Origin of the sequence: Staphylococcus massiliensis (genome assembly GCF_043186315.1) — a bacterium.
Taxonomy (GTDB): Bacteria; Bacillota; Bacilli; order Staphylococcales; family Staphylococcaceae; genus Staphylococcus; species Staphylococcus massiliensis.
On sequence record NZ_CP171119.1, the window covers coordinates 1,883,389 to 1,909,715 of the forward strand.

Here is a 26,327-nt window from a genome sequence, read left to right on the forward strand (position 1 = left end):
CGTAATAAAAAATAACGCTCAAGGTACCGTTCATTTACCTCAAGCGTTTTAGAATCATTACCAATTTCGAATGTCCTTACGTTCACCTTTAAAGTTACTTTTCTTATGGTGACGTCGTTCAAGTACCGCTTCAACTTCATCAAAAGGTATCCCGCGTTCTTTCAACAACACAAATAAGTGATACATTAAATCAGCAGTCTCATCAATAATTTCCGAGCGATCATTTTTCATTGAAGCAATCACAACTTCAAATGCTTCTTCGCCGAATTTTTTCGTAATCTTTTCAATGCCCTCTTTAATCAAATAATTGATATAGGAAGATTCCCGATTTTCCTCTAACGACTGTTCAATCGTTTGAGCTAAGTGTTGTACGGCGAATGTCACCTCAGTATTGAAGCAACTTGTTGAACCTGTGTGACACGTTGGACCTTCAGGTCGCACAAATACTAACAATGCATCTTGATCACAATCTAGTGTCATATCTGTAACTACTTGTATATGACCTGACGTTTCACCTTTCTTCCAAAGACGTGACTTAGAACGAGAGTAAAACCAAACAACACCGTCTTCAACTGTCTTCAGGAAAGCCGCTTCGTTCATATATCCAAGCATGAGTACTTGCTTCGTCGTTTCATCTTGTAAAATTGCAGGTAATAACCCCTTTGAAAAGTCTGGTTCTAATGCCATCTTACCGGGATACCTCCTTTAGCCATTTCTGATTTAATCGTTGAAACTGATACTTCCTTATCATGTAAAATACTTGCTGCTAAGCCAGCTGAAACTTGAGACTCCTGAAATAACGTCACAAAGTGTCCCGCATTACCTCCGCCTCCAGAAGCAATAATAGGAATATTAACGCGTCTTTGAATTTCATTTAAATGATCAATATCAAAGCCTTGTTTCATCCCATCATAAGCCATACTTGTGACTAATAATTCGCCAGCTCCTAAAGCCTCAACTTCTTCAACCCAGTCGTAAACGCGTTTCGATGTTTGTTTCTTACCACCGTGCGTAAAGCAATAATAATCATCTAATTCATCGACATAGCCGCTATCAATAGCAACACAAATGCACTGCTTACCAAATCGCTCGCTTGCTTCTTTGATTAAAGAAGGATTTCTTAAAGCAGCCGAATTAAGCGATACTTTATCCGCGCCATGTTTTAAAAGCTTCGAAATATCTTCTAATGACTGAATACCGCCTCCTACTGTCATTGGTATGAATAACTTCGATGCAGCTTCACTTATGACATCTAACATCAATTGATGACCTGATTCGGTCTTTGAAATATCTAAATATACGAGCTCGTCTATACCCGCTTCATTGTAGTACATCGCATATTCAACAGGATCACCGATATCTCTTAATCCCTTAAATTGAACTCCTTTGACAACACGACCATCTTTAACATCTAAACAAGCAATGACGCGTTTTTTTATCATGTTAATCCCTCCCAAAAGGATGCTTGGTGAGCAGCTTTACCAACTATTGCTGCTTTCGCACCTACTTTTTCAAGGGCTTTTAAATCAGATTGATGACGCACGCCACCTGACGCGATGATAGGATGTGCGGATTGTTCAACTAAGTCTTTAACACGCGCCACGTTAGGTCCTTGCATGCGACCATCTTTAGAAATGTCGGTATAAATAATGCCGCCCAGTTTAAGTGCATCTACCTTATCAATAAACGTCGATAACTGGTAGCGGCTACTTTCAAGCCACCCGTTTACTTTAATTTCGTCGTCGTAGGCATCGAGACCAAGATAAATTCGATTCGGATATCTTTCGGTCAAAGCCTGTAACCACTCAAAGTCTTCGATAGCTTTAGTACCTACAATACAGTAGGACACCCCGGCTTCGAAATAAGCTTGAACCGTTTCAATTTCTCTGATGCCGCCTCCAACTTCAACAGGCTTTTGTGCTTGTTGCACGAGTGTTGTTATAAAGGACCTTTCAACGGGTTGGGAAGTTTTCGCACAAATTAAGTCGACGATATGAATACGTTTTACGCACGCGAACTGATTATAAAACGCAATACTTTCCTCAGCAGTCTTCGTCATCGCTTCTTTAGTCGCGTAGTCACCCTCAGTGAGTCGAACGCTTTCAGATTCAATTAAATCAATGGCTGGCCAAATTTCGATCATCTACAAATCCTCCCTTTAAAGCTGTTTCTAAGATATTCAACCCTACTTCGCCACTTTTTTCGGGGTGAAATTGAATACCTATCGCATTACGATGTTGCACGACGGCTGGAATTTCAGTCTCGTAGTCAGCATACGCAACGGTATATGCGTTCATTTCGGCCTGGTAACTATGAATAAAGTAAACGTCACCTTTTAAATTTGGATGGTCGCTATGAAGTTCGTTCCACCCTAAATGTGGTACAGGAAGTAACGTTTGAATATGCTTAACTTGACCTGGTATTAATCCTAAACCGTCTACATGTCCTTCCTCACTGAATTCATACAGCAATTGCATGCCTAAACAAATACCAATAATAGGCTTTGACTGAATGCCTTTTAAAATGGAAACGAGATTGCATGCTTCTAAAGCTGTCATCGCCGCCTTAAAATGCCCGACACCCGGTAACACGATACAGTCAGCCTCAAGAATTTCTGCTTCTTGATGTGTAAGCATCGTTTTGTAACCAAGATGCCTTATCGCGCGTTCGACGTTCTGAATATTACCAACCCCGTAGTCTATAATCGCAATCATTCAATCACACCCTTAGATGAAGGTACGCCTTGATACGCGCTCGATTCACTTAACGCTTCGTTTAAAGCACGCCCGAAAGATTTAAATAGAGCTTCAATTTCGTGATGCGTGTTACCGCCACGTATTAAATCCATATGAACGGTTAGTCGTGCGTTGATCACAAGTGCTCTAAAGAATTCTTCGACGAGTTCCGTATCAAATGTTCCTACCTTCTCTTTAGAAAGAGGCGCTTGGAAAACGAGATAAGGTCGTCCGCTAATATCTACAACCGTTCGCGCTAGAGTCTCATCCATCGGTAAATAACTCACACCATAGCGATTGAAACTTTGAAGGGACTTTGTGAGTTCTAACAACAATTGTCCAAGCACGATGCCTATATCTTCCGTGGTATGATGATCGTCAACAAACGTATCTCCCTCAGCTTTAATGTATAAATGGATTTGACTATGAAACGCAAATAACTCAAGCATGTGGTCTAGAAACCCAACACCAGTTTGAATGAACGTTTGAGGCTCAGATTCTTTAAATGCAATCTTGATTTCGAGGTTCGTTTCACGCGTTTGTCTTGTTTTCTCAAATATCATGTGTATCCCTCCATGTTTCAACAAGTTGTTCAAGTTGATTTAAGTGCGTCTGTGTCGTAATTGAATAACGCACACAATCCGTCATGCCTGTTTCCTCATAAAACCTCGGCAAAAAGCCATTTTGATGAATAAATGCGCCTAGCGCACGAGCACGTTCTCCTTTAGTAAGTACAAAGTTCGTAGCGCTTGGGTAAACGGTCATTAAATGCGCGACTTTGCTAAAGATTGATTTTAATCGATCAGCAAGTGCGCGTTGATGTTCGATATAGCGCGTTGTAGCGTCTACGTGTTCGAACATATACGTCACGATTTTAAGCGCAAATGTGTTTAAGGGATACGGATGTTCGATACGCTTTAACACATCAATCGTCGCATCCGTACTTATAGCGACTCCAATTCTTAACCCCGCTAGTGAATACGCCTTAGATAACGTTCGTAATTGAATGATATGGTCTTGAAATGGTAAGTTCGCAGGCTCGCCATAATCCATATAAGCTTCGTCAACCACCAAATAGCCACCTATCGCTTTCATTTCAACGGCTAAATCTAATAGAAAGCCATCTTTAAATTGATAGCCAGTCGGATTATGCGGACTACTCAATATAAAGCAACTTGGACGTAACGTTTTGATAGCATTTAAGATTCTCTCCTTTGAAAAGACCAATCGATCATCGGCTTCAACAAAGTGAATATCGCGTTGTAGTTGTTTCGCATACGCGCGATACATGAAGAAGTCAGGATTCAAAGTTAATATAGGTCCTTCAGGCATGAGTATCATAAGTTTTTGAATCAACTCGTCAGACCCATTACCACAAATGATTTGCGACACCTTAATGTTATAAAAGTTTGCGTACGCCGCTTTAAATTCATCGTACTCACGTCCTGGGTATTGTTGAACTGAAATGTTCGAAATAATGTCGCCGACAACCTCTGAACTAAGCGGTGGAATCGGACTTTCATTTTTATGAATGCGTATCATAACGCTCACCTCGTACTTTTAATGACTGTGCATGATTGAAAAGTGCTTCTTCTTGTGCAATAATCTCAGCACTTCGAGTTGTCTCGTCGAACGTGTCTTTTGATAAATGAATGACAGAATGACGCGTGAAAAAGTCATTTACGGATAAGCCGTTCGCAAAACGTGCATTACCATTCGTCGGTAACACATGGCTAGGTCCAGCAACGTAATCACCGATAGCTTCAGGGGCATAGTGACCTAAGAACAGGGCACCAACTTTATAGATGTAATTTAGGTAATGCTTAGGATGAGCCGTTTGTATAGATGCATGTTCAGGCGCAATGTCATTCATGATCTGACATGTCTCTTCAAATGACGCACTATGAATTAGGTAGTGATGGTGCTTAAGACTTTCGGCAATAATGTCACGCCGTTGAACGTTAGGAAGCGTTTGTTGAATGCGTTTCTGAATAGCTTCTAAGACGGCTAAGCTTTCAGATACCACGAAAGTTCGCGCCATTTCATCATGTTCAGCTTGTGCGAATACATCAAATACGACCGCTTCTATGTCCGCCGTTTCATCTACAACGATAGCGATTTCGCTTGGTCCAGCTATCATATCAATTCCAACTTCACCGAATAAATATTTTTTCGCATAAGCAACAAATTGATTACCTGGCCCTACAATTTTATCAACAGGTGGTATAGATTCCGTACCGTATCTTAAAGCAGAGATACTTTGTGCTCCGCCTACTTGAAAGATGCGATCAACGCCTGCAATATAACAAGCTGCACACACGGCTTGATTAATGCCTTCCTTTTTAGGCGGTGTCACGACGATGATTTCTTTAACACCTGCGACTTGAGCTAGCGTAGCAGTCATTAATACGGTCGATGGATAACTTGCTTTACCACCAGGTACATAGATTCCAATCCGATCTAGTGGATGATACATCTCATAGCACTCAGAAGTACCTTTGGTTGACGCGATTTTAATGGATTCTTGAAACGTTTGAATACGTTTGTGGCTTTCGATTAAAGCAGACTTCAACTCTGAATCAAGCTGATTAAAAGCACTTTCCATTTCATCTTTAGGCAATTCAAGTTCCTCGAGTTCAACCTTGTCAAAGGATGCATTGTATTGTTTAAGCGCAGTGTCACCATGAATCTTTACATTGTCACAAATCGCTTTTACAATTTCATGTATATCTTCATTAAATGTAGGTTGATTGGTTTGTAGTTTTTGAAAGGTTGCTCGGTTATATATCATGAATGGTCACTCCTAAAAATTGTATAAAGTCGTCGATGGCACTTGCTTTTCTAAAGTAAGCAGCTTTATTTGTTATAAGCTTAGCTTGGATGTCTTTGATATGTTGCTTTTCAATGAGGCCATTCGAACGTAGTGTCGAACCTGTTTGAACGATATCGACAATGGCATCTACCATATCAACCTTGCACGCCAATTCAACAGAGCCATTAAGATGAATGATTTCAACATCCTGACCTAACCCTTCAAAGAAACGTTTCGTTGTCGCGTCATATGATGTCGCAATACGATTAAAGGTTTCAGTTTCAGGTTTAGCGGCAACCGCAAAGTGACAATGACCAAATGGTAAGTCAATTAAGTAATTCACGTTCGGCACTGTTTCCTCTAAAATATCGCTACCTATTATGCCGATATCAGCTACGCCTTTTTCTACATAAGTCGCTACATCAAAACCTTTAACGAGCAAAATATCGTACTGACTAATCGTTAACATGAGTTGACGATCACGGGCTTCAAGTGTCGTAACCCACTCTTGAGCTCCTCGACCATCTAAATATTTTATGAAATCTTTTAATAATCTTCCTTTAGGTAATGCTATGGTTAACATCTTAACGACTCCTTTTTATAAAGTTAGACCTAAACCAAAACCTTCTAAAGCGCCCTTATAATATCCACCTGAAAGTTGACGGTCCTGGGCCTTTTCCAAATGGCAATGCATGAAGACGCCTGTATAATAGCTACGTGGTGCCATCGGTGTAATGTCTAGATGCACATCCTCTATGCCTTGCGCTTTGAACCAAGTTTCAAATTCCTTAAGAGATTGAATGATTTCATGATCTGGATCAAATAACGTCGCTAAATAATCGAGTTGTGACGTGGTTGGCTTCAACAATAACTGGACGACTGGGTGTGCTATACCGAGTTTCGCCTTCAACTCAGATATATTGCGTTGTTCTATAAGTTGATAGATGACATTATTTTGATCCTTCTCCTCCAGCAAAAGCCCAAATAGTTTGTAATGCCCGATGATGATGTGTGATACATAATCTGAAAGGTCATGATGAATATATGATAGAAAAGTTTCGAGACAATGGAAGATATCTTGCTCATTCGGGTCATAACGCTCAATGCCAAGCTGTGTTTCAACTTGATGATGACGTACAATCGGTCCCGAATACGCAATTTTAGTGGCTTCGCGCGTGTAGCGTGCGTAATAACGCATACATTGATCTGTAAAATCATTACGTAAAGCATAAACCTGATTACGATCTTGCCATAAGCTACGTTCATCCATTTGCTTAAGATCATCATGTGACAATCGTGTCCATTCAAGTGTTTCAATTAAATTCATATCCACTAACTTAAAGCCTTCTTGTTGAAATCTTTCAAGAAAACGTATTTCATTCTGCTTTAAAGTAATCATCTCAGACATGTCGTTAAGCTCCTTTATCATTTAGTTTAAAGAAATGTCGCTTTATCTTGTTAGCGAACTAAAGCATTTAGCTAAAATAAAACTTTACTTCAAAAAGCGAATTTCTATCTCTTTATCTCGCTAATGAAATAAAGTAATGTTATTGATAAAACACATATTAGCACATCTAAAATGAAACTACAACAAATATTCTGAAAAAAGACATTATTTCGAAATTTAACACTGATGAACTACGCCGCCATCAGCTTAGTTAAAATCGCGCATACAAAAAAGCCCTAAATGATTTAAAGTTTAAACCATTTAGGGCTTTTAAACACTAAGCTATATGCATTAGTTCATACTATATTTAGCGTTACGGATGTGTCTTTCTAATTCGTCTGTATACATCGCTTTTGTATTTTGATCGTAACCAAGTAAATCTGCCATAACATCGATTACAGCATCTTTATATTTTTCAACGTATTCAATGTTAAAGTATAGAGCACCTGTACGACGTACGAAGAAGTCAGATGGTTTTGCGACCATTTCATTTTGAATTGTGTAAACAAGTTCAGTATACACTTCTAATGGAAGACTTGTACCTTGCATGCGTGCTGTTTGCGCAATTTCAAATAATTTATCAGCGTTTGAACCATATTGAGAAGCGAAGTGACGCGCTACGTCTTCATCAATTTGGTAAGCTTTTGCTTCGCGCACTTTTTGTTCTACGAAGTTGTCGAAGTTTTGGCTACCACCAACGTCACCACCAGAGATTGGTAAATGCTTCGTTTGACATTCTTTAAATTTAAGGCCGTATTGTTGTTTTAAACGTTTTGCTACTAAATTCACGATGTCATAAGCCATATGACGGTAACCTGTTAACTTACCACCTGCAATAGTTAGTAAGCCAGATTTACTTTCCCAAACTTCGTCTTTACGTGAAATTTCTGAAGGGTCTTTACCTTCTTCTAGGATTAATGGACGGATACCAGCCCAAGTTGATTCGATGTCGTCATTTGTAACGTTAACATCAGGGAACATGTAATTGATTGCATCTAGGATATAATCTCTATCTTCTTGAGAAGCAAGTGGTGATGCTTTATCTTCCACATAATGTGTATCTGTTGTACCTACATATGCTTTTCCTGCACGAGGAATTGCGAAAATCATACGACCATCTTTTTCTGTATCAAAATAAACAGCTTGTTGTAATGGGAATTTAGATTGGTCGATTACTAAGTGAACACCTTTAGTAAGGTATAACTCTTTATTGTTTTTAGAGTGATCTTGACCTCTCACTTCGTCTACCCAAGGGCCTGTTGCGTTAACGATTTTCTTACCGCGAACTTCAAATTTCTCGTTGTTTAAACGGTCAATAACTTCAACACCGCTTACTTTATTTTTCTTAGTATATGTGAAGTTTGCTGCTTTCGCGTAGTTAATCACATGTGCACCTTTTTCAGCTGCTTTTTTCATAACTTCGATTGTTAAACGCGCATCGTCTGTACGATATTCAACGTAGTAACCGCCACCTTTAAGGCCGTCACGTTTAACTAAAGGTTCTTTGTCTAATGTTTGTTCCTTATTTAACATTTTCTTACGTTCTGATTTTTTAACGCCAGCTAAAAAGTCATATACGCGTAACCCAATTGAAGTTGTAAATGGACCAAATGTACCACCTTTATGCATTGGTAAAAGCATCCATTCAGGTGTTGTTACGTGAGGACCATTTTCATAAACGATCGCACGTTCACGGCCTGTTTCTTTAACGACGTTAACTTGGAATTGTTTTAAATATCTTAAACCACCATGAACAAGTTTAGTTGAACGTGAGCTTGTACCTTCAGCAAAGTCTTGCATTTCAACTAAAGCTACTTTCATGCCACGTGTCGTTGCATCTAAAGCAATACCTGCACCTGTAATACCGCCACCAATTACGACTAAATCATATTCATTTTCTTGCATTTGACGTTTGATTTGACCTCTTTTAATCGTTGATAAACTCATAATAAGAACCCTCCTAAATATTAAAAAAAGAGAGACCATCCCCTACACTTTTTGAAGTTGTACGAAATGCGTCTCTCATATCTCGACTGACTTATTAACTTGGCTTCATTATAGCATAGCGATTTATGCTTCGTCTAATTTAAAGACTTGTGTCGCTTCAACAGCTTTTTTCCAACCTATGTAATTCTTTTCACGACGTTCTTCATCCATTTGAGGTTCGAATTTTTGTTCAAGTTTCCATCTTTCGCTGATTTCATCTTTACCATTCCAGAAACCAACTGCGATACCCGCTAAGTAAGCAGCACCTAGCGCAGTCGTTTCATTAATTTCAGGACGTTCAACATCAATGTTTACGATGTCTGATTGGAATTGCATGATAAAGTTATTTTTCACGGCTCCACCGTCAACGCGTAAGTTGTTAACTTGAATACCAGAGTCTTTTTCCATAGCTTCAAGAACGTCACGTGTTTGGTAACATAATGATTCAAGCGTAGCACGGATAAAATGCTCTTTTTCAGTACCGCGTGTTAAACCAAAGATGGCACCACGTGCATCTGAATCCCAGTACGGTGTACCTAGACCTACAAATGCAGGTACGACGTAAACACCTTCAGTAGAATCTACGCGCTCAGCATAGTTTTCAGTTTGAGGCGCTGAGTTAATCATTCTTAAACCGTCGCGTAACCATTGAATCGCTGAACCTGATACGAAGATCGAACCTTCTAAAGCGTAATTAACCTTTCCATCGATACCATAGGCGATCGTAGTTAATAGGCCACTTTCAGATTTAACCGCTTCTTCGCCTGTATTCATTAACATGAAGCCACCAGTACCGTACGTATTCTTAACGTCACCACGTTCGAAACATGCTTGACCAAATAAGGCAGCTTGTTGGTCACCAGCGATACCTGCGATTGGTACTTCATGACCGAAGAAATGGTAATCCACTGTATGTGCGTACACTTCACTAGAAGGTTTGACTTCTGGAAGCATGCTTTTTGGTACAGTTAAGTGTTCAAGTAATTCATCATCCCACTTAAGTTCATGGATATTGTACATTAACGTACGACTCGCATTTGAGTAGTCTGTGACATGGGCTTTTCCACCAGATAAACGATAAACTAACCAAGTATCAATTGTACCAAATAATAAATCACCGTTTTCAGCTTTCTCACGTGCACCGTCAACATTATCAAGAATCCATTTCACTTTAGTTCCTGAGAAGTATGGATCAAGTAATAAACCAGTTTTATCTCTAAATGTTTGTTCTAAATCTTGTTCTTTTAATTCGTTACAAATACTTTGCGTTTGACGAGATTGCCATACAATCGCGTGATAAACTGGGCGACCTGTGTGCTTATCCCAAACGACTGTTGTCTCACGTTGGTTCGTAATACCAATACCTGCGATTTGTTCAGGATCGATTTGGTTTTCATTCAGTACTGAAGCGATAACCGATAACACAGATGTCCAAATTTCATTTGCATCATGTTCTACCCAACCTGATTTAGGAAAATGTTGTTTAAATTCTCTTTGAGCAACACCTTTAATATCACCTTGTTCATTAAAGATGATCGCGCGTGAACTAGTTGTACCTTGGTCTATTGAAAGAATAAACTTTTCCATATTAAAAACTCCTTTACCCCAAAATTAATCTGGCCTTTATATAAAAATACCCCTATAAAAGTACTTTATACAATATTAGTTGATCTTAGCGATTTCGCTAGAATCTGATTTCTTATTCATTAAAATACCAACTACTAAAGCAATGATAACAACTACAATCGCTAAAATTGAGAATACATCAAACGTACCTTTAAAAAGCATACGGTAAATGGCTGAACCTAACATACCACCTGCAATTGGCCCTAAGATTGGCACAATCGCATATTTCCAATTTGAATCGCCCTTTCCTGCAATCGGTAAGATAGCATGTGCAATTCTTGGTCCTAAGTCACGTGCTGGGTTAATGGCATAACCTGTTGGTCCACCTAAACTTAAACCAATAGCTATAATTAAAGCACCAACTACAAGTGGGTTTAAACCGTCTGAGAATTTATTAACCCCTATATACATTAAACCTGAAACTAATGCTGCAGTACCAATGATTTCACTTATCATGTTCGCAAAATAGTTCGTTAAAGCTGGGTCAGTTGAGAATACTGCTAACTTTGCACCTTTGTCTTCAGTTGCTTTCCAATGTGGTAAATACATTAACCAAACTAAAATACCACCGATTGTACCACCGGCAATTTGGGCTAAGATGTAACCAGGAACTTGAGCCCATGGTAATGCACCGTCCATAGCAAGACCGATTGATACAGCTGGGTTTAAATGTGCACCTGAAATATGTCCTACTGCATAAACACCCATCGTAACGGCAAGTCCCCAACCGACTGAGATAACAATCCAATCTGCTCCGTTACCTTTAGATGCCTTTAAAACAACGTTTGCGACAACGCCGCCCCCAAATAAAATTAAAATGGCGGTTCCGATTAATTCTGCTAAATATACACTCATCTCTTTTCCTCCTAAAAAAAGACAGGGAGACCCCTACTCGCATTGATACAAGCAAAAGTCTCCCATCTCTTCACTGATATTAACTTGATATAATCGTACCTTGTAATGTAAGCGTTGTCAATCATTTTTTCAAAGACTTTAAGAAATAAAATTATAATTAAAATTGTTAACCTTAATATGATAAGTTGTAATGTAAAAATTTCATGGCACGGTCTTCATAATCCTCATAATCAAGGTCTAGTTCACGTTGACGCTCAATTTCAGACAACATGAATTTAAAGTGATTGAGCATAGAAAGTAAACTTTCCTTTAAGTTGTGTAAACCTTCGTTATCAAACGTACGCAAGTAAGAATCATAGTTAAAGCGATCAAGATAGTGATATAAATATTTATCAGAAACACCGAAATCGATGGCGTCCTTTTCACTATTAAGTAAAATACGCTCTTTTAAGATAACTTTGTAGGCATCACGCATTTCATGTTCTTTAATATGAACAGCATATGGAAATTCTGTTCGCGCAATTCCTTTGACTACAACAGTTGAATACCAATAGAAATCATTTATCGCGACTTTAAGTTCCGCTTCTGAAAAGGAACTTGTCTCATAATATGATGTATCTACGTATGAATAATTCTCAAACGCATCATCTTTATCTAATAGCACCTTACTATAAGCTAAATCAATACAATCATCTAAATGGTCAGCCGTCGTAAGTGTTAAGTCGATACGATTAAAGTCCTTAAACTGCATATGATATGTAAACGTATTAAAGTCATTTTTTTGGTAAAACGGTTCTGAATAGCGCATGAGTAAAATTTCGCCGAAGTTCGCATACCAACTATCTGCATCGATATAGGCATACACATCTTCAACAACATAAATAAAATCAAAGTCGTGTAATTTATTTTCATCAAATGAGTTTGGCTTTACTCTTGAACCATTTAAGATAACTGCACGAATATTGTCATCACGTTGTGCGATATCTATGACGGTTTCATAAATTTCATCTTCAGATCTAGACATGTTTGTCCCTCCAAAAATCTTCTACTCATCTTTACCCCGACACGTTCAATTAAAATCTAAAAACTTCAAACATAACTAACATCTACTTAACAAAATTTATAATGAATGAAGTGTAAGCCTTTATGGAGGTCCCCTTGAGAAAAGCCCATTAGTTACTACATTAAAAAGCTGAAATATAAGTCGTGAAATAGAGCATTTGAGCTTTATTTCACTCAATTCTCAAAACAGCTGACTCCTAGGGGAGTAGCGTGAGTCTGGAGACTACAGGCTCCAGCCACGCCCCAGGAAAGCATGCTGTTTAAGAGAATTGGAGTATTAAGTCCCAGCCTGTTCTACCTATCGCTTTTACCAAATTGTTCTATTGCTTGATGTGATATACGTTGCGCCAGCTTTTACAGCCGCTTCAACTTCTTCTTCCGTATCAATTAAACCGCCCGCTATCACGTGCGTATTCGTTTCTTCATTTATACGTCTAATCACCTTATTCGCAACGCCTGGTAATACTTCCACGAAGTCTGGTTCAACATGCTTGATTAAAGCAATACTACGATCAAGTGCGTGGCTATCGATAATAAACACGCGTAAAATCGTTGTGGTTTTCAACGCTTTAGCTTTTTTAATTACTTTTGATTTCGTCGAAATTATACCTTTAGGCTTATATTGTTGAATAATGTATTCACATGAGAACTCATCAACACTTAACCCTTTGATTAAATCAATATGAATATAATACTCAATTTGATGCTTTTTCAATAATTCTAAGATACTTTTCAAATGTCCAATATGCGTATCTAACAAAACACATGTTTTATGATCCGTTGCGATAAGTTTTTCTAAATCTTTCATCGTACGAATCGCTGGTAGTAATTTTTCGTTCACAATTTACCTTCTTTATTACATTATTCGTTTAAATAAACGTTCAAGTTCGTAGTTCGTAAAGTTAATAATAATCGGGCGCCCATGCGGACACGTAAATGGATCCTCCATTTCACGTAATTGATTGATTAAACCATGCATCTCGCTATTTTTAAGATAATGATTCGCCTTAATCGATTTCTTACAACTCATCATAATCGCTGCTTCTTCGCGAATCTTTTTAATATCTACTTTCTTATGTGCAATAACGTAATCAATCATATCTTTGATAATATCCTCAACCTCATCTTTAGGGAACCAGACCGGGTAACTACTCACAATATAAGAATTAGACCCGAAGTGTTCGAGAAAGACGCCGACCTCTTCTAGAGATTGACGATATTGTTCAATAATCATCATTTCATCCTTTGAAAAGTTAAACGTAAGGGGTATCAGTAAATTTTGATTCTCATTTTTAACTTCCCCGATTTTATCTCTAAAGTACTCATATTTAATACGTTCTTGCGCGGCATGTTGGTCGATCATAAACATACCTTCATCATTTTGCGCAATGATATACGTACCATGTACCTGTCCAACAACTTCCATATAAGGTACGCGTTTAGAAGTATCTTCCTTCACTACATCCTTAATTTCATCATACGTTTTAGTCTCATAATTAAAAGCGGATTCATCTTCGACTTCTAAACCTTCTAAATGTGACAGTGATTCAGAATGTTGTTTTGATGGCGGTAACTCAAAACCAGTATCTTCATCTTCCTCATTACATGATAACAACGTAAATTCATCATCTTCGGTCGTTTCAAAATTTAAATCATTATCCGATAGGGTCGTAGTATTCTTGGGCTTATCTAAACCATCCTGTGTATGTTCAACTTCCTGATTGTCACCGTTAGTGTCATTTTTCTCAGCTTGTTTTTGGTCAAACGCCATTTTTTGCTGTTCAAAAGTCGATAACACTTTCGACTTTTTAGGTTGCGAACTGATATCGTTATGAGGGATAAGCACCTTGTCCTTAAAAGCTTCACGGATTTTCTGAACAATCAAATCATACAGCTGATCTTCTTTTGACAAGCGAACCTCAAGTTTAGTTGGATGCACATTTACGTCAACTAAGATAGGATCCATTTCAATATTAATATAGCATATTGGATTACGCCCTATCGTTAACAATGTATGATAGCCTTCTAAAATGGCCTTATTAAGTAAGAAGTTCTTAATATAACGACCATTAATAAAGATTGAAATGTAGTGCTTATTACTTCTTGAATGTTCAGGTTTCGCGACAAATCCTTCAATGTGATAATCACTCGTATCACCACTGATATGCACAAGGTCTTTCGCCACTTTCATACCATATATTTCAGCCATAACTTCATTCGTACGCCCTGAACCATTCGTTTTCATCACTAATTTATCGTCACTTTTTAGTGAAAAGCGAATATGCGGATGACTCATAGCCATGCGGTTTACGATATCTGTAACTTTACCAAGTTCCGTATACAAGCTTTTAATATATTTAAGTCGTGCAGGTGTATTATAGAAGAGATTTTCTACAAAGATATCGGTGCCTTGTTTCGCTTTAGCTGGCTTTTTCTCTATGAGTTCACCGTTTAACGCATAAATTTCAAAGCCGTCTTCACCATTGGTACACGTTTTCAATGTGACTTTTGACACGGAAGCGATACTTGCTAACGCCTCACCTCTAAAACCAAGCGTTCGCACGTGAAACAAGTCTTCGTCTTTATCAAGTTTACTCGTCGCATGTCGATGGAACAATAAGGGTAAATCGTCCTCTTCAATTCCACTACCGTTATCGACCACACGAATCGACTGAACCCCGGACTCTTTAACTTCAATATTAATTTCCGTAGCTTGAGCATCAATCGCGTTCTCAACGAGTTCTTTGACGACTGAACCGGGTCGCTCAACAACTTCACCTGCAGCAATCTTATTAGCGAGAGAAGTTTGAAGTTCTTTAATTTTACCCATATCATTCATCTCCTACTTTAACGCATTTTGTAATTCGCTCAGTTTCACAAGTGCCTCGATTGGTGTCATTTGAGAAAGATTTAAAGATTTAAGTTCGAGTTCAACTTCAGATTCCGCTTTCGAATCAAACAAGTCAAAGCTTGGTTGTTCAAAGGCATCTTTCGGTTGTTCAGGTGTTTTACGGTTACTTTCATCGTTAATAGACGCAGCTTCCTGGCGGACTTCGGTAGCATCTTCACTCGTCACTTTAGCTTGTTCAACGTCTTTATGTTCAAGTGAATCAAGAATCACTTTCGCACGGTCGATGACAGCTTCAGGTAAATGCGCAAGCTTAGCAACTTGAATACCATAGCTATCATCAACGGCACCGTCTTTAACTTTATGCAAGAAGATTAACTCACCGTGATGCTCATTAGCAGCAACATGTACATTCTTAAGCGCAGGTAACGTTTCATCTAGCGTTGTCAATTCATGATAGTGTGTTGAGAATAACGTTTTAGCATGGGACGTATTCGCGACATATTCAATCATCGCTTGAGCAAGTGCAAGTCCATCATATGTTGAAGTACCGCGACCAATTTCATCAAAGATAATTAAACTTTCCTGAGTCGCATGCTTTAATGCTTTTTGAGCTTCAAGCATTTCCACCATAAACGTACTCTTACCTGATACTAAATCATCTGCTGCTCCGATACGCGTAAATATCTGGTCAAAGATCGGTAGCGTCGCTTTATCAGCAGGTACATACGCACCCATCTGCGCCATTATACTAATAATTGCTACTTGTCGCATATACGTCGACTTACCAGACATATTAGGCCCCGTAATTAAGTAAATAAACGTTTCATCATCAAGCTTACAATCGTTAGGCACATAGTCATTGTGATCCATCACACGCTCTACAACAGGATGTCTTGAATCTTGTAAATCTAGCGTTCGCTCAGCGCTAAATTCAGGTTTCACATAGTTATACTTTTGCGCAATTTCCGCAAAGCTCTGTAAGCAATCGAGTTCAGAAATTAATTTCGCTTGCTGTTGCAATTTAGAAGTATAACTCTTAACCTTCTCACGTAATTCTAGGAACAATTGATACTCAAGGTCGATAGCCTTCTCCTCAGCCCCCAAGATCAATGCTTCCTTCTCTTTTAACTCATCCGTTATGAAACGTTCCGCATTAGACAATGTTTGCTTACGCTCATAGCCATAGTCCCCCGGTGAAAAGCCCTTTAAATTCGCGCGCGTAATTTCAATAAAGTAACCAAATACTTTATTAAAACGAATCTTTAACGAGCGAATACCCGTACGCGCTTGTTCCTTTTGCTGCAGTTCAGCTAACCATGACTTACCATTACGAGATGCTTCTAAGTACTCATCAAGTTGTGCATGATAACCCGCTTTGAAAAGCCCACCTTCCTTAACAGAAATAGGTGGTTGTTCAACAATACTTTGTTCGAGTAGCTCAAGTAAGTCATCTAATGGTTCTAATTGATTAAACTGAGGCGATTCATAGCCTTCAAGAGAGTCTAGTAACGCTAAAATATTCGGAATTTCTGCGATTGAATGCTTGAGTTGAATCAAGTCTTTCGCGTTCACATTACCGTAATTCACGCGACCAACTAAACGCTCGATATCATAGACTTGTTTTAAATAGTCGCGTAACGTATCACGCTCGATAAAGTAATTTAAAAAGCTTTCAACGGCTTTTTGACGCGCTTCAATATCCGCTTGAACGATAAGCGGTCGGTCAATCCATTGTTTTAAACGTCGTGCACCCATAGGCGTCTTCGTTTCATCCATGAGCCAAAGAAGCGTACCTTTTTTAGATTTAAGACGCATGCTTTCAGTTAGTTCCAGATTACGTTTCGCATAGTAATCCATTTTCATATAGTGAACCGCTTCATACATCTTGACGTTTTCAATATGAGATAAATCTCGCTTTTGCGTTTCATGAATGTAGTCTAATAAAACTTGCGTTGCTTGATAACTCGATTCATGCGTGGCATTATTCATCTCATATTGAACATCTGATAACGATTCTTTAAGCGTTATTGTTTCAGTTATGACACTCACTTGACGTTTCAAATCATCGGATAAAGGTTGTTGAATAATAATTTCATTCGGGTTAATTGTTGTGATTTCATTGATTAAAGTAGCTTCATCGGTAAAATGCGTTGCCTTCAATTCACCCGTTGATACATCACAGTAAGCTAATGCGAAATCATCGGCTTGAATAAGACTTAAGATAAAATTATTTTCTTTCTCATTGATACCATTCTCTTGCATCACGGTACCAGGTGTTACGATACGTACGACTTCGCGTTTAACCATACCTTTAGTTTGAGTTGGATCTTCCATCTGTTCACAAATCGCAACTTTATAACCATTTTGAACGAGCGTATCAATGTAGTTATCAGCTGAATGATACGGCACACCACACATCGGGATAGGATTTTCCTTCTTCGCATCACGCTTCGTTAACGTAATTTCTAAGACCCTTGAGGCTTCAATCGCATCTTCAAAGAACATCTCATAGAAGTCACCTAATCTAAAAAATAGTAAACAATCTTCGTATTGGTCTTTAATATTTAAATACTGTTTCATCATAGGTGTTACTTTCGCCATAGTATTCACAGTCCTTCTTTATTATCACACTTTTTCTTTGTCTTAACGCATATATTTTATCAAAATATCACTTAATTAACTACTCATTCAAAATATGCAGAAATTTATAAAATGATATTAATTCCACATAGGGCTTTTCAAAAAGAAAAAAATGAGTCATACGCCACTGCGCAGACTCACTTTAAATTTAAGTACTAAAAAAAAGTATATTTAAACTTTATTTTTAATTTCCTAATCAGCATGCTTTCCTGGGGCGTGGCTGGAGCCTGTAGTCTCCAGACACACGCTTCTTCCCTAGGAGTCAGCTAATTAGGAAATTAATATCACATTACCAACCTAGTTTGATCAATATTCTAGATTTATCGCTTGTATTTATGAGAAAACTTATCGATTAAACCGCGTTTTTTAAGAACCATTAAAAGCACGTAACTAATAATAGCGCCTACAAAACTTGAAACCATAAACGTCATCATAAGCGGACGAATCATAAAGTTTTGAATGTTGAGTACCATCGCTAATGGAATACAAACTAAACTACCAATGATGCCCGTACCAATAACTTCGCCAATTGCTGCCACAAAAATGTGTTTACGGTACATATATAAGATACTCGCTAAGAATACCCCGATCATACTACCAGGAAAGGCAAATGGGCTTCCGATACCAAATATCATGCGAATAACGGATGATAAAAACGCTTGTGCTAAACCAAACCATGGTCCTAAGAATACGGCGCTTAATACATTAATAAAGTGCTGCATAGGTGCTGCTTTAATTGGACCGAGCGGAATTGTAATGAGTGTACTTAACACAACATTTAAAGCTACAAACAATGCTGTAAGTACGAGTTTATTCGTACGCAACGCTTTTATCCTCCTTTAATGATTCATTTCGTCATTTAAGATATCCACCATTGAATGTAAGAACGTATTCGCATCTTGTTGCGCGACTTTAAATTCTCCAACAATGGGTAACGCGTCAATTTTCTTTTGTATATCAGAAATATGAGATTCAGATTGATTGAACGCGGTCTCTTTACCGTAATTCTGTAAATTTACAGATTGCTTTTGATTCATTTTAAGACGTTTCATGTAGGCATCAAGTCGTTGATTATGATGAATTTGATCTTCTACACGCTTGTAATCTTGGATCATGTCTAAGTCTTGAATTTTAAGACTAATACGATTGGCCTCTTGAATGATATCGTCTTTGCTGTACATTTATTGCGCCACCATAGCGTCATGAATGCCTACGAATTCACCATTTAGGGAATATTGTCTTGGATCAGTGATTTTAACATCCACTAATTTACCAATAACGTCTTTAGGCCCTCTGAAGTTAACGAGTTTATTCTTATCTGTATAACCAGCTAACACTTCATCGTCTTTCTTACTTGTACCTTCACAAAGCACTGTAACAACTTCATTATCATATCGCTTGAGTGCTTCTTGACAATATTCGCCGACTTTTTTGTTTAATGTTTGTAAACGTTCTTTTTTAACACGAGTTGGTACATTGTCTTTCATTTTAGCTGCAGGTGTACCGTCACGTTGAGAGTAGATGTACGTATAAGCATGCTCGAAACCAACTTCATCGTAAAGCGTTAAGGTATCTTGGAATTGTTCTTCTGTTTCATTTGGGTAGCCTACAATGATATCAGTAGTTAGTGCTACATCTGGAATCTTAGCTTTAATACGTTCAACTAAATCTAAATAACTTTCACGTGTGTATTTACGTCCCATAATTTTAAGTACCGCGTCATTACCTGATTGAACTGGTAAATGAATATGAGGCACGATATTGCCACCTTTCGCAATGACATCAATCATATGGTCTGTAAAGTCCCACGGGTGACTCGTTGTAAAACGAACACGCGGAATATCAATCTTAGAAATATCTTCAAAGAGATCGCCTAAACCATATTCAATATCCTTAAGGTCTTTACCGTAAGAGTTAACGTTCTGGCCTAGTAACGTAATCTCTTGATAGCCTTGACGTGCTAAATCACGAACTTCATCAATAATATCTTGTGGTCGACGACTACGTTCTTTCCCTCTTGTAAAAGGCACGATGCAATACGTACAGAATTTGTCACAACCATACATAATGTTAACCCAAGCTTTAATGTTGCCTTCACGAACTTTAGGAAGGTTCTCGATAACATCGCCCTCTTTAGACCATACATCAACAACCATCGCTTTAGACATATATGCTTCTTCTAAAATCTCAGGTAACTTATGAATGTTGTGCGTACCGAATATCATATCTACGTTTTGATATGATTTTAAAATTTTATTGACAACAGATTCTTCTTGAGACATACAACCACATACGCCAATTAAGCAATCAGGACGTTCTTTTTTAAGATGTTTTAAGTTACCTATTTCACTAAACACTTTATTTTCCGCATTTTCACGGATGGCACAAGTATTGAGTAAAATAACGTCAGCTGAGTTAATATCAGTTGATGGTGTATAACCAAGCGCACCAAAGATACCTGCCATAACTTCAGTATCGTGTGCGTTCATTTGACAACCATACGTTTTAATAAAGAACGTACGACCATTACCCATACCACGATATTTCTCATCGATTTGGAAATCACGATTATATTGAACTTCTTCTTTACCACGCTTACGCGCCTCTTTAAGGCTCGGTGGTTGATAAACATGCTCAAAGTATTTGCTATAATCTTTTTCTTCTTTATCACGGTGGTTTAGGACGTCTAAACTACCCGCTTTTCTTTGTTCTTCATTCACATTAAAAACCCTTTCTCGCCATATATCATCTTTTCATTATATTAAATTTAAGTAAAAAGTGCAAAATGAAAATTTTGTTTAAAGATGATAAGGAATGAAGTGAATACATCTCGCGTTAAGCCTTAATCATCATACTTGCCAGTAAGTGTTTCAATCGAAATCCCTTCTGGTACATGATAAAACTTAATTTGATTCATTAAACTTTCCACTTCAAGTTCAACCATACGTTCGTTCATCTTTTGAATTAAAATTAATAACTCGCTCATTTCGCCTTCAATCGTTGTTTCTAATGGACCTACTCTATACTTTAATCCGGACTCATCAATTACACGAATTGCTTCATCTACGTACGGAATCACGTCTTCACCATTCTTCGGTCTTGGTATCATTTGAATACTCATTAATGTATCATTCATCACAAACAACCACCTTAAATGTATTTTTAAATAGAAAAACTACTTACATTATAACGTTGATGTAAGTAGTTTTACCATGAATTATTGAGAATCGACCTAAACAAGACAACTCGTGTCCGTCAAAGTCGCTTATATATTAAACGAATTGTTTCATTAAGTCATTGAATTGATTTTCATCAAGCTTAATATCTTGCTTAGCAAGTGGTTCTTCGCTGAACGTATCGATTTGAGACTCATAAGATGGTGTTTCTGTATCTTGATACACGATACCTTTAATGAGCGAATCATAATCAAGCACAGTTTGCACAGCTTTTTGTTTATCTGACGGATCATAGTTCTCGATGTCATCAATACTTGTAAGATTTTCTTTAAACCAATCATACGTATTGACTTTATTATACGTAACACATGGTGAGAACACGTTCACAAATGAGAAACCATCGTGATTAATCGCATCTTCAATCATCTTCGTTAATCCTTTAATATCACTTGAAAAGCCCTGTGCGACAAATGTGGCACCTGAAGATAACGCTAATTCAAGCGGTGCAATATTCTTTTCAATATTACCTTTAGGTGTTGTCTTCGTTACAAAACCAGGTGCAGATGACGGTGATGTTTGACCTTTAGTTAAACCATAAATTTGGTTATCCATAACAATATACGTCATGTTCATGTTACGACGTAATGCATGAATCGTATGACCCATACCAATCGCATAACCATCTCCGTCACCACCAGAAGCAATAACTGTTAGCTCACGGTTAGCCATTTTAACACCTTGAGCTAAAGGTAATGCACGACCGTGGATGGCATGTACGCCATAAGCATTAATATATCCTGATAAACGACCTGAACAACCAATACCCGTAATTAAAGCAACTTCGTCAGGTTCTAAGCCTACATTAGCCGCTGCTTTTTGAATGGCCGCTTGTACTGAGAAATCACCACAACCTGGGCACCAGTTCGGCTTAACATTATTTCTAAAATCTTTAAACGTAGCCAACTATACCAACTCCTTTAATTCATTGGCAACTTCTAAACCTTTTTCTTCAATTTCGTGTGGTAAGAAAGGTGTACCATCATACTTCGTTTGTTTAACTAATTTATCGTTAACATTCACGTTCATTTTTAAGATGCTTGCAAGTTGACCTTGATAATTGTGCTCAGCAACAATAACTTTTGAAGCTTGATCAATTGCATCTTGAACCGTCTTAGATGGGAATGGGTGTAGCTGACGAATATGCATATGATTTACTTTAATGCCTTTAGCATCTAATCTTTCGATACCTTCGTCAATGGCACCCTTCGTTGAAATAAAGCCAATATATAAAATGTCCGCTTCATCATAGTTATTTGAATACGTAACAGGATCTTTCATAACTAAGTTTTCAGTTTTACGCATTCTCTTTTCCATTTGAGCTTGACGGTTTTCGCTAACTTCACTTGGTTTACCTTCTTCGTTGTGTTCAACACCAGTAATGTGGTGAATACCGCCTTTAACGCCTGGTAGAGGACGAGGTGATACGCCACTGCCAGTTAACGCATAACGCTTGAAGTACCCTTTATCATCTTCATCGCGTTCAATATCACTTTGAATTGTCTCGCCACGACGAATTTCAATTTTACTATAGTCTAAGTTTTCAACTGTTTGCTTACCAAGTGATAATTGTAAATCACTTAAGATAATCACAGGACATTGATATTCTTCAGCAAGGTTGAACGCTTCAATTGTTAAATAAAAGGCATCTTCAGCATCAGTAGGTGCTACCACAATTTTAGGAATATCACCGTGTGTACCATAAATCATTTGCATTAAGTCAGATTGTTCCTGTTTAGTTGGTAGTCCTGTTGATGGGCCACCACGTTGCGTATTAATAACAACAAATGGTGTTTCAGTCATACCAGATAGACCGATTGATTCCATCATTAGTGATAAACCAGGTCCAGCTGAAGCTGTAAATGCACGGACACCAGCGTAGTTTGAACCAATAGCCATCGTCGCTGCTGCAATTTCATCTTCAGTTTGAATAACCGTACCGCCAACTTTAGGTAAGTTATCAATCATATATTCCATAATTTCTGAAGCTGGCGTGATTGGATATGCCGCCATAAATCTTGAGCCTGCTGATATCGCACCTAAACCAATCGCATCGTTACCAATCATATAAAGATGCGGATTAGAATGTGATTCTTCAAGTTCAAAGTCGCCTTCAATTGTTTCTAACTGTTCCTTCATAAGATCGTAACCTTGTTTAAGTGCATCAATGTTTAATTCAACGACCTTTTCGCCTTTTTTCTGGAACATATTTTCAATAAGATTTTCGAATACGTCTAAACGTAAATTCATGACTGCACATGTCGCACCAACTGCAACCATGTTTTTCATTAGCGTCGTGCCTAATTCTTTAGCAATTTGTGTGAAAGGTAAATCAATGAGTTGTGCTTTGCAATCGTCTGGTTTTTCAGGTTTCGCTTTTGTATCAGCGATAATAATACTATCTGAACGCATTTCGTGATGGTTCACTTCAATCGTTTCTTGGTCAAAAGCCACTAAGATATCTAAATCATCACTAATCGCATGTACTGGTGATGTTGAGACTCTTATTTTATTATTTGTATGACCGCCTTTAATTCGACTTGAAAAGTGTCGATAACCATATAAATAATAACCTTTACGGTTCATAGCTGTAGCAAAGATTTCACCCGTAGATTCAATCCCTTCACCTTGTTGTCCGCCGACTTTCCATGATACTTGTGATTTCATGTCACATGCCTCCTAGGGATTTTAATTCATTTCTAATCATATCAAAAGAACCCACTAGATACCATGGTATTAGTGGGTTTTAGCCTAAATTCATACTAATGGACGATACTTATTCTAATGGGTGATCATCGTTCACAAGAACGCGTTCAATACGTTTTGTACGACCTTCTTTATCAAGGTCAATGATACATCCTGAGAGTACCATACGACCTTCATCTGGTACGACATGACGTTGCGGTAAACTTGTGATAAAGCGTTCAATAATTTCATCTCGATTAATTCCTAGAATACCGTCGTAATAGCCAGTCATACCTACGTCGGTAATATAGCCCGTACCTTGAGGTAAAATACGTTCATCGGCCGTTTGGATGTGTGTATGTGTACCTACCATCGCACTCACACGACCATCTAAGAACCATCCCATCGCGTTCTTCTCAGAAGTCGTCTCAGCGTGAAAGTCTACAAATATATAGTCGGTAACTTGTTTCGCTTCTTCAATTAAAGCGTTCGCTTTTTTAAAAGGATCATCGATATCTTGCATAAATGAACGACCTTGTAAATTGATTATAGCAAGTTTAATATCGTTGATTTGAATGTAACGCATACCAACACCTGGTGCTTCCTCAGGGAAATTGGCTGGGCGTACCATGCGTTTCGCATCATCTATAAATTCATATATTTGACGTTGACCATATGTATGGTTACCCATCGTCATAAAGTCTACGCCTTCACGTAAAAGTTGCTTATAAATCTTTTCTGTCAAACCTTTGCCGTGTGCAGCATTCTCAGCATTTACAATCGTCACTGTAGGTTTATATTTATTTTTAAGCTTTTGAAGATAAGTCGAAATAGCTTCACGACCTAATTTCCCAACGATATCCCCAATAAATAAAATTCGCATGCTTGTTCATCCTTTCATTACCCTAAGTGTAAAATAATTTGATGAAAATGAAAAGTGAGTGTCAAAATTTGTTCAAATCTGAATGTAAAATAATGTATTAGTTAAATTGTGAGCGGGTATATTAGAATTACAAATAAAGATTGTCGCTTGATTGCCTAGGCTATACATGACGATGTCTTTATCTTTTACAATTTTTATCTAAAAATTGGGAATTTTAATTAATTAGGAGATGTAAAAAGTAGTATGTCTATTAATATCGAACCAGAAAAATTTGCTGATTTAGTAGTTAAAGCTAATCCATCAAATAGTGAAAATCCTGAGGAAATTTCGAAGGAAGCACTTGAGCTTTACATCACTGCTTATCGCATGGCTGAAAGATACGCAAATCTTTCAACTGGTTGCCTAGATACTAAGAGCACGATTAAAAAAGTAAAAGAATCAAAACTACAACTTAGCTAATTAAAGACTATTAATCATTTCACATATATAGAATTAGTTATAGAAGAGACACCTATCGTCTTTTTTAAAAAAAGAAATTTTACAAGAAAGCGCGAATGCAAATCAATGTTTGTACTCGCGCTTTCTTGTATTTTGAGCGGTTAAATATTAGGAAATAAGCTTTTATATAGGTTATATAATTTAGAAGCACATTGCTTTTGATACATACGAATCATACATAAAACAAGCAGCACACTGCTTAAAATAAACGTTAGAATAGGAAATAGTATACTTAACTTTAAGAACTCAGATTTAACGTGTTGAATTGGATAGTCATTCGCAATTCCACTTTCATCAACCAGTGTACGATAGTCCATATTACGGTTTACAAAGTCAGGCGTAAGATTCATATTAAAATCTCTCAGTTGTGAATCAATTTGATAGAGCTTAAGTTGCTCAGGATAGTTCTTGTCTTTAACTAGCAGCGATAGTATATAATCCTCAGACAATTTATCCTTTTGATAAATGAGTGCGGCATCTTCATAGCGATGTTGATACGCTTTACCATTTAGCTTAAGCGGTGACATGTCTACGCTTTCATCGTTGATATACACATCCGTAAATCCATCATCCTTTTTCTTCTTCTCTAATGTAATCGTTTGATGTGCCATATGGTAACGTTTCGTATAAACCTCATAGTCTTTGGACAATAATTCATATAACTCATTTTTAGTGCGTGCAAATTGGGAATCATTTTTCTTTAACACGAATTCATGTTCAATCTGAATCGTACCAACGCGTTGATTATTTTTACCAACAACGTGCGTAATATCTTCCTCATTGTTTGGTACTTTTAATGTTGTAACAAGATGATGAGACTCATAATCATTAAGACTAATCTTTAAAATAATACCATTTATGATAGGTATAAGTGAGCATATAAATAATAAGCTACTTGCTAGCAGCCATAGTATGAGTTTTTTATTTCGTTTAAGCATGTCATAACTCCTAAGATGTTTTTTATATTATACCATATCTAATTTTTTAAATATATAATTTATTTTAGAACTTAAC

At 37.6% G+C, this 26,327-nt stretch carries 25 protein-coding genes; 1 reads left to right on the forward strand and 24 read right to left on the reverse strand.

Going from position 1 to position 26,327, the window contains the following annotated elements; translation table 11 throughout:
* Positions 1-57 precede the first annotated feature (57 nt).
* The 23 genes from hisIE to ACF3N8_RS09240 form a co-directional block, all read right to left on the reverse strand.
* Entirely contained in the window at positions 58-687 is a 630-nt protein-coding gene (hisIE, locus tag ACF3N8_RS09130) for a bifunctional phosphoribosyl-AMP cyclohydrolase/phosphoribosyl-ATP diphosphatase HisIE (RefSeq protein ID WP_392449845.1), read from the reverse strand.
* Positions 678-1,442, reverse strand: coding sequence for an imidazole glycerol phosphate synthase subunit HisF (gene hisF, locus ACF3N8_RS09135; RefSeq protein ID WP_009381811.1), 765 nt, complete (start codon positions 1,440-1,442; stop codon positions 678-680). Before hisF ends, hisIE begins: the two co-directional genes overlap by 10 nt.
* Complete coding sequence (gene hisA, locus ACF3N8_RS09140) at positions 1,439-2,143, reverse strand: 1-(5-phosphoribosyl)-5-((5-phosphoribosylamino)methylideneamino)imidazole-4-carboxamide isomerase (RefSeq protein ID WP_238101964.1); 705 nt, start codon at positions 2,141-2,143, stop codon at positions 1,439-1,441. The genes hisF and hisA overlap by 4 nt, the downstream gene beginning before the upstream one ends.
* A complete protein-coding gene (gene hisH, locus ACF3N8_RS09145) occupies positions 2,118-2,714 on the reverse strand; it encodes an imidazole glycerol phosphate synthase subunit HisH (RefSeq protein ID WP_009381808.1) in 597 nt (198 codons plus the stop codon). Before hisH ends, hisA begins: the two co-directional genes overlap by 26 nt.
* On the reverse strand, positions 2,711-3,298 hold the full coding sequence (gene hisB / locus ACF3N8_RS09150; protein ID WP_392449846.1) for an imidazoleglycerol-phosphate dehydratase HisB: 588 nt from the start codon (positions 3,296-3,298) through the stop codon (positions 2,711-2,713). The genes hisH and hisB overlap by 4 nt, the downstream gene beginning before the upstream one ends.
* The gene (locus ACF3N8_RS09155) at positions 3,288-4,277 is read right to left on the reverse strand and encodes a pyridoxal phosphate-dependent aminotransferase (RefSeq protein WP_392449847.1); all 990 of its coding nucleotides are present in this window, start codon (positions 4,275-4,277) and stop codon (positions 3,288-3,290) included. Before ACF3N8_RS09155 ends, hisB begins: the two co-directional genes overlap by 11 nt.
* Positions 4,261-5,526, reverse strand: a complete 1,266-nt coding sequence (hisD, locus tag ACF3N8_RS09160) for a histidinol dehydrogenase (RefSeq protein ID WP_009381803.1) — start codon at positions 5,524-5,526, stop codon at positions 4,261-4,263. The genes ACF3N8_RS09155 and hisD overlap by 17 nt, the downstream gene beginning before the upstream one ends.
* Positions 5,516-6,130, reverse strand: coding sequence for an ATP phosphoribosyltransferase (hisG, locus tag ACF3N8_RS09165; RefSeq protein ID WP_392449848.1), 615 nt, complete (start codon positions 6,128-6,130; stop codon positions 5,516-5,518). The genes hisD and hisG overlap by 11 nt, the downstream gene beginning before the upstream one ends.
* A 15-nt stretch (positions 6,131-6,145) precedes the next feature.
* The gene (locus ACF3N8_RS09170; protein WP_238093548.1) at positions 6,146-6,955 is read right to left on the reverse strand and encodes an ATP phosphoribosyltransferase regulatory subunit; all 810 of its coding nucleotides are present in this window, start codon (positions 6,953-6,955) and stop codon (positions 6,146-6,148) included.
* A gap of 330 nt (positions 6,956-7,285) precedes the next feature.
* Positions 7,286-8,941: a glycerol-3-phosphate dehydrogenase/oxidase gene (locus ACF3N8_RS09175; protein ID WP_238101961.1), complete on the reverse strand. Its 1,656-nt coding sequence runs from the start codon at positions 8,939-8,941 to the stop codon at positions 7,286-7,288.
* A gap of 123 nt (positions 8,942-9,064) precedes the next feature.
* Positions 9,065-10,567 carry a glycerol kinase GlpK gene (gene glpK / locus ACF3N8_RS09180; protein ID WP_238100698.1) on the reverse strand — a complete coding sequence of 501 codons (1,503 nt, stop codon included), beginning with the start codon at positions 10,565-10,567 and terminating at the stop codon, positions 9,065-9,067.
* Positions 10,568-10,642: 75 nt separating this feature from the next.
* Positions 10,643-11,461: an MIP/aquaporin family protein gene (locus ACF3N8_RS09185; RefSeq protein ID WP_392449849.1), complete on the reverse strand. Its 819-nt coding sequence runs from the start codon at positions 11,459-11,461 to the stop codon at positions 10,643-10,645.
* A 172-nt stretch (positions 11,462-11,633) separates the two neighbouring features.
* Positions 11,634-12,485 carry an aminoglycoside 6-adenylyltransferase gene (locus ACF3N8_RS09190; protein WP_009381794.1) on the reverse strand — a complete coding sequence of 284 codons (852 nt, stop codon included), beginning with the start codon at positions 12,483-12,485 and terminating at the stop codon, positions 11,634-11,636.
* Between the two features lie 345 nt (positions 12,486-12,830).
* Complete coding sequence (locus ACF3N8_RS09195; RefSeq protein WP_009381793.1) at positions 12,831-13,364, reverse strand: glycerol-3-phosphate responsive antiterminator; 534 nt, start codon at positions 13,362-13,364, stop codon at positions 12,831-12,833.
* 15 nt (positions 13,365-13,379) lie between these two features.
* Positions 13,380-15,353 (reverse strand): DNA mismatch repair endonuclease MutL, encoded by a 1,974-nt coding sequence (gene mutL / locus ACF3N8_RS09200; RefSeq protein ID WP_238100700.1) that lies wholly within the window; start codon positions 15,351-15,353, stop codon positions 13,380-13,382.
* Positions 15,354-15,365: 12 nt separating this feature from the next.
* A complete protein-coding gene (gene mutS / locus ACF3N8_RS09205) occupies positions 15,366-17,975 on the reverse strand; it encodes a DNA mismatch repair protein MutS (RefSeq protein WP_238100701.1) in 2,610 nt (869 codons plus the stop codon).
* Between the two features lie 359 nt (positions 17,976-18,334).
* A complete protein-coding gene (thiW, locus tag ACF3N8_RS09210; RefSeq protein WP_009381790.1) occupies positions 18,335-18,838 on the reverse strand; it encodes an energy coupling factor transporter S component ThiW in 504 nt (167 codons plus the stop codon).
* Positions 18,839-18,853: 15 nt separating this feature from the next.
* Positions 18,854-19,195, reverse strand: a complete 342-nt coding sequence (locus tag ACF3N8_RS09215; RefSeq protein ID WP_009381789.1) for a YlbF family regulator — start codon at positions 19,193-19,195, stop codon at positions 18,854-18,856.
* Complete coding sequence (gene miaB, locus ACF3N8_RS09220) at positions 19,196-20,734, reverse strand: tRNA (N6-isopentenyl adenosine(37)-C2)-methylthiotransferase MiaB (protein WP_009381788.1); 1,539 nt, start codon at positions 20,732-20,734, stop codon at positions 19,196-19,198.
* Positions 20,735-20,856: 122 nt separating this feature from the next.
* Positions 20,857-21,150 (reverse strand): MTH1187 family thiamine-binding protein, encoded by a 294-nt coding sequence (locus ACF3N8_RS09225; RefSeq protein WP_009381787.1) that lies wholly within the window; start codon positions 21,148-21,150, stop codon positions 20,857-20,859.
* 136 nt (positions 21,151-21,286) lie between these two features.
* The gene (locus tag ACF3N8_RS09230) at positions 21,287-22,153 is read right to left on the reverse strand and encodes a 2-oxoacid:ferredoxin oxidoreductase subunit beta (RefSeq protein ID WP_238093553.1); all 867 of its coding nucleotides are present in this window, start codon (positions 22,151-22,153) and stop codon (positions 21,287-21,289) included.
* Positions 22,154-23,914, reverse strand: a complete 1,761-nt coding sequence (locus ACF3N8_RS09235) for a 2-oxoacid:acceptor oxidoreductase subunit alpha (RefSeq protein ID WP_238093554.1) — start codon at positions 23,912-23,914, stop codon at positions 22,154-22,156.
* A 109-nt stretch (positions 23,915-24,023) separates the two neighbouring features.
* Positions 24,024-24,815: a TIGR00282 family metallophosphoesterase gene (locus ACF3N8_RS09240; RefSeq protein WP_009381784.1), complete on the reverse strand. Its 792-nt coding sequence runs from the start codon at positions 24,813-24,815 to the stop codon at positions 24,024-24,026.
* A 243-nt stretch (positions 24,816-25,058) separates the two neighbouring features.
* On the opposite strand from ACF3N8_RS09240, the gene ACF3N8_RS09245 reads away from it, so the two are divergent.
* Positions 25,059-25,274: a hypothetical protein gene (locus tag ACF3N8_RS09245; protein ID WP_009381783.1), complete on the forward strand. Its 216-nt coding sequence runs from the start codon at positions 25,059-25,061 to the stop codon at positions 25,272-25,274.
* Positions 25,275-25,414: 140 nt separating this feature from the next.
* Here ACF3N8_RS09245 and ACF3N8_RS09250 read toward each other — a convergent pair whose 3' ends face one another.
* On the reverse strand, positions 25,415-26,251 hold the full coding sequence (locus tag ACF3N8_RS09250; protein WP_238093555.1) for a hypothetical protein: 837 nt from the start codon (positions 26,249-26,251) through the stop codon (positions 25,415-25,417).
* Positions 26,252-26,327 lie beyond the last annotated feature (76 nt).

Coding starts and splice junctions, on each gene's coding strand:
- hisF (WP_009381811.1), bottom strand. CDS start 1,442: ATGATAAAAAAACGCGTCATTGCTTGTTTAGATGTTAAAGATGGTCGT.
- hisB (WP_392449846.1), bottom strand. CDS start 3,298: ATGATATTTGAGAAAACAAGACAAACGCGTGAAACGAACCTCGAAATC.
- hisA (WP_238101964.1), bottom strand. CDS start 2,143: ATGATCGAAATTTGGCCAGCCATTGATTTAATTGAATCTGAAAGCGTT.
- glpK (WP_238100698.1), bottom strand. CDS start 10,567: ATGGAAAAGTTTATTCTTTCAATAGACCAAGGTACAACTAGTTCACGC.
- hisIE (WP_392449845.1), bottom strand. CDS start 687: ATGGCATTAGAACCAGACTTTTCAAAGGGGTTATTACCTGCAATTTTA.
- ACF3N8_RS09190 (WP_009381794.1), bottom strand. CDS start 12,485: ATGTCTAGATCTGAAGATGAAATTTATGAAACCGTCATAGATATCGCA.
- mutS (WP_238100701.1), bottom strand. CDS start 17,975: ATGGCGAAAGTAACACCTATGATGAAACAGTATTTAAATATTAAAGAC.
- hisH (WP_009381808.1), bottom strand. CDS start 2,714: ATGATTGCGATTATAGACTACGGGGTTGGTAATATTCAGAACGTCGAA.
- ACF3N8_RS09185 (WP_392449849.1), bottom strand. CDS start 11,461: ATGAGTGTATATTTAGCAGAATTAATCGGAACCGCCATTTTAATTTTA.
- mutL (WP_238100700.1), bottom strand. CDS start 15,353: ATGGGTAAAATTAAAGAACTTCAAACTTCTCTCGCTAATAAGATTGCT.
- ACF3N8_RS09175 (WP_238101961.1), bottom strand. CDS start 8,941: ATGAGTTTATCAACGATTAAAAGAGGTCAAATCAAACGTCAAATGCAA.
- ACF3N8_RS09170 (WP_238093548.1), bottom strand. CDS start 6,955: ATGTCTGAGATGATTACTTTAAAGCAGAATGAAATACGTTTTCTTGAA.
- ACF3N8_RS09245 (WP_009381783.1), top strand. CDS start 25,059: ATGTCTATTAATATCGAACCAGAAAAATTTGCTGATTTAGTAGTTAAA.
- hisD (WP_009381803.1), bottom strand. CDS start 5,526: ATGATATATAACCGAGCAACCTTTCAAAAACTACAAACCAATCAACCT.
- ACF3N8_RS09250 (WP_238093555.1), bottom strand. CDS start 26,251: ATGCTTAAACGAAATAAAAAACTCATACTATGGCTGCTAGCAAGTAGC.
- ACF3N8_RS09225 (WP_009381787.1), bottom strand. CDS start 21,150: ATGAATGATACATTAATGAGTATTCAAATGATACCAAGACCGAAGAAT.
- ACF3N8_RS09240 (WP_009381784.1), bottom strand. CDS start 24,815: ATGCGAATTTTATTTATTGGGGATATCGTTGGGAAATTAGGTCGTGAA.
- ACF3N8_RS09235 (WP_238093554.1), bottom strand. CDS start 23,914: ATGAAATCACAAGTATCATGGAAAGTCGGCGGACAACAAGGTGAAGGG.
- hisG (WP_392449848.1), bottom strand. CDS start 6,130: ATGTTAACCATAGCATTACCTAAAGGAAGATTATTAAAAGATTTCATA.
- ACF3N8_RS09215 (WP_009381789.1), bottom strand. CDS start 19,195: ATGTACAGCAAAGACGATATCATTCAAGAGGCCAATCGTATTAGTCTT.
- ACF3N8_RS09155 (WP_392449847.1), bottom strand. CDS start 4,277: ATGATACGCATTCATAAAAATGAAAGTCCGATTCCACCGCTTAGTTCA.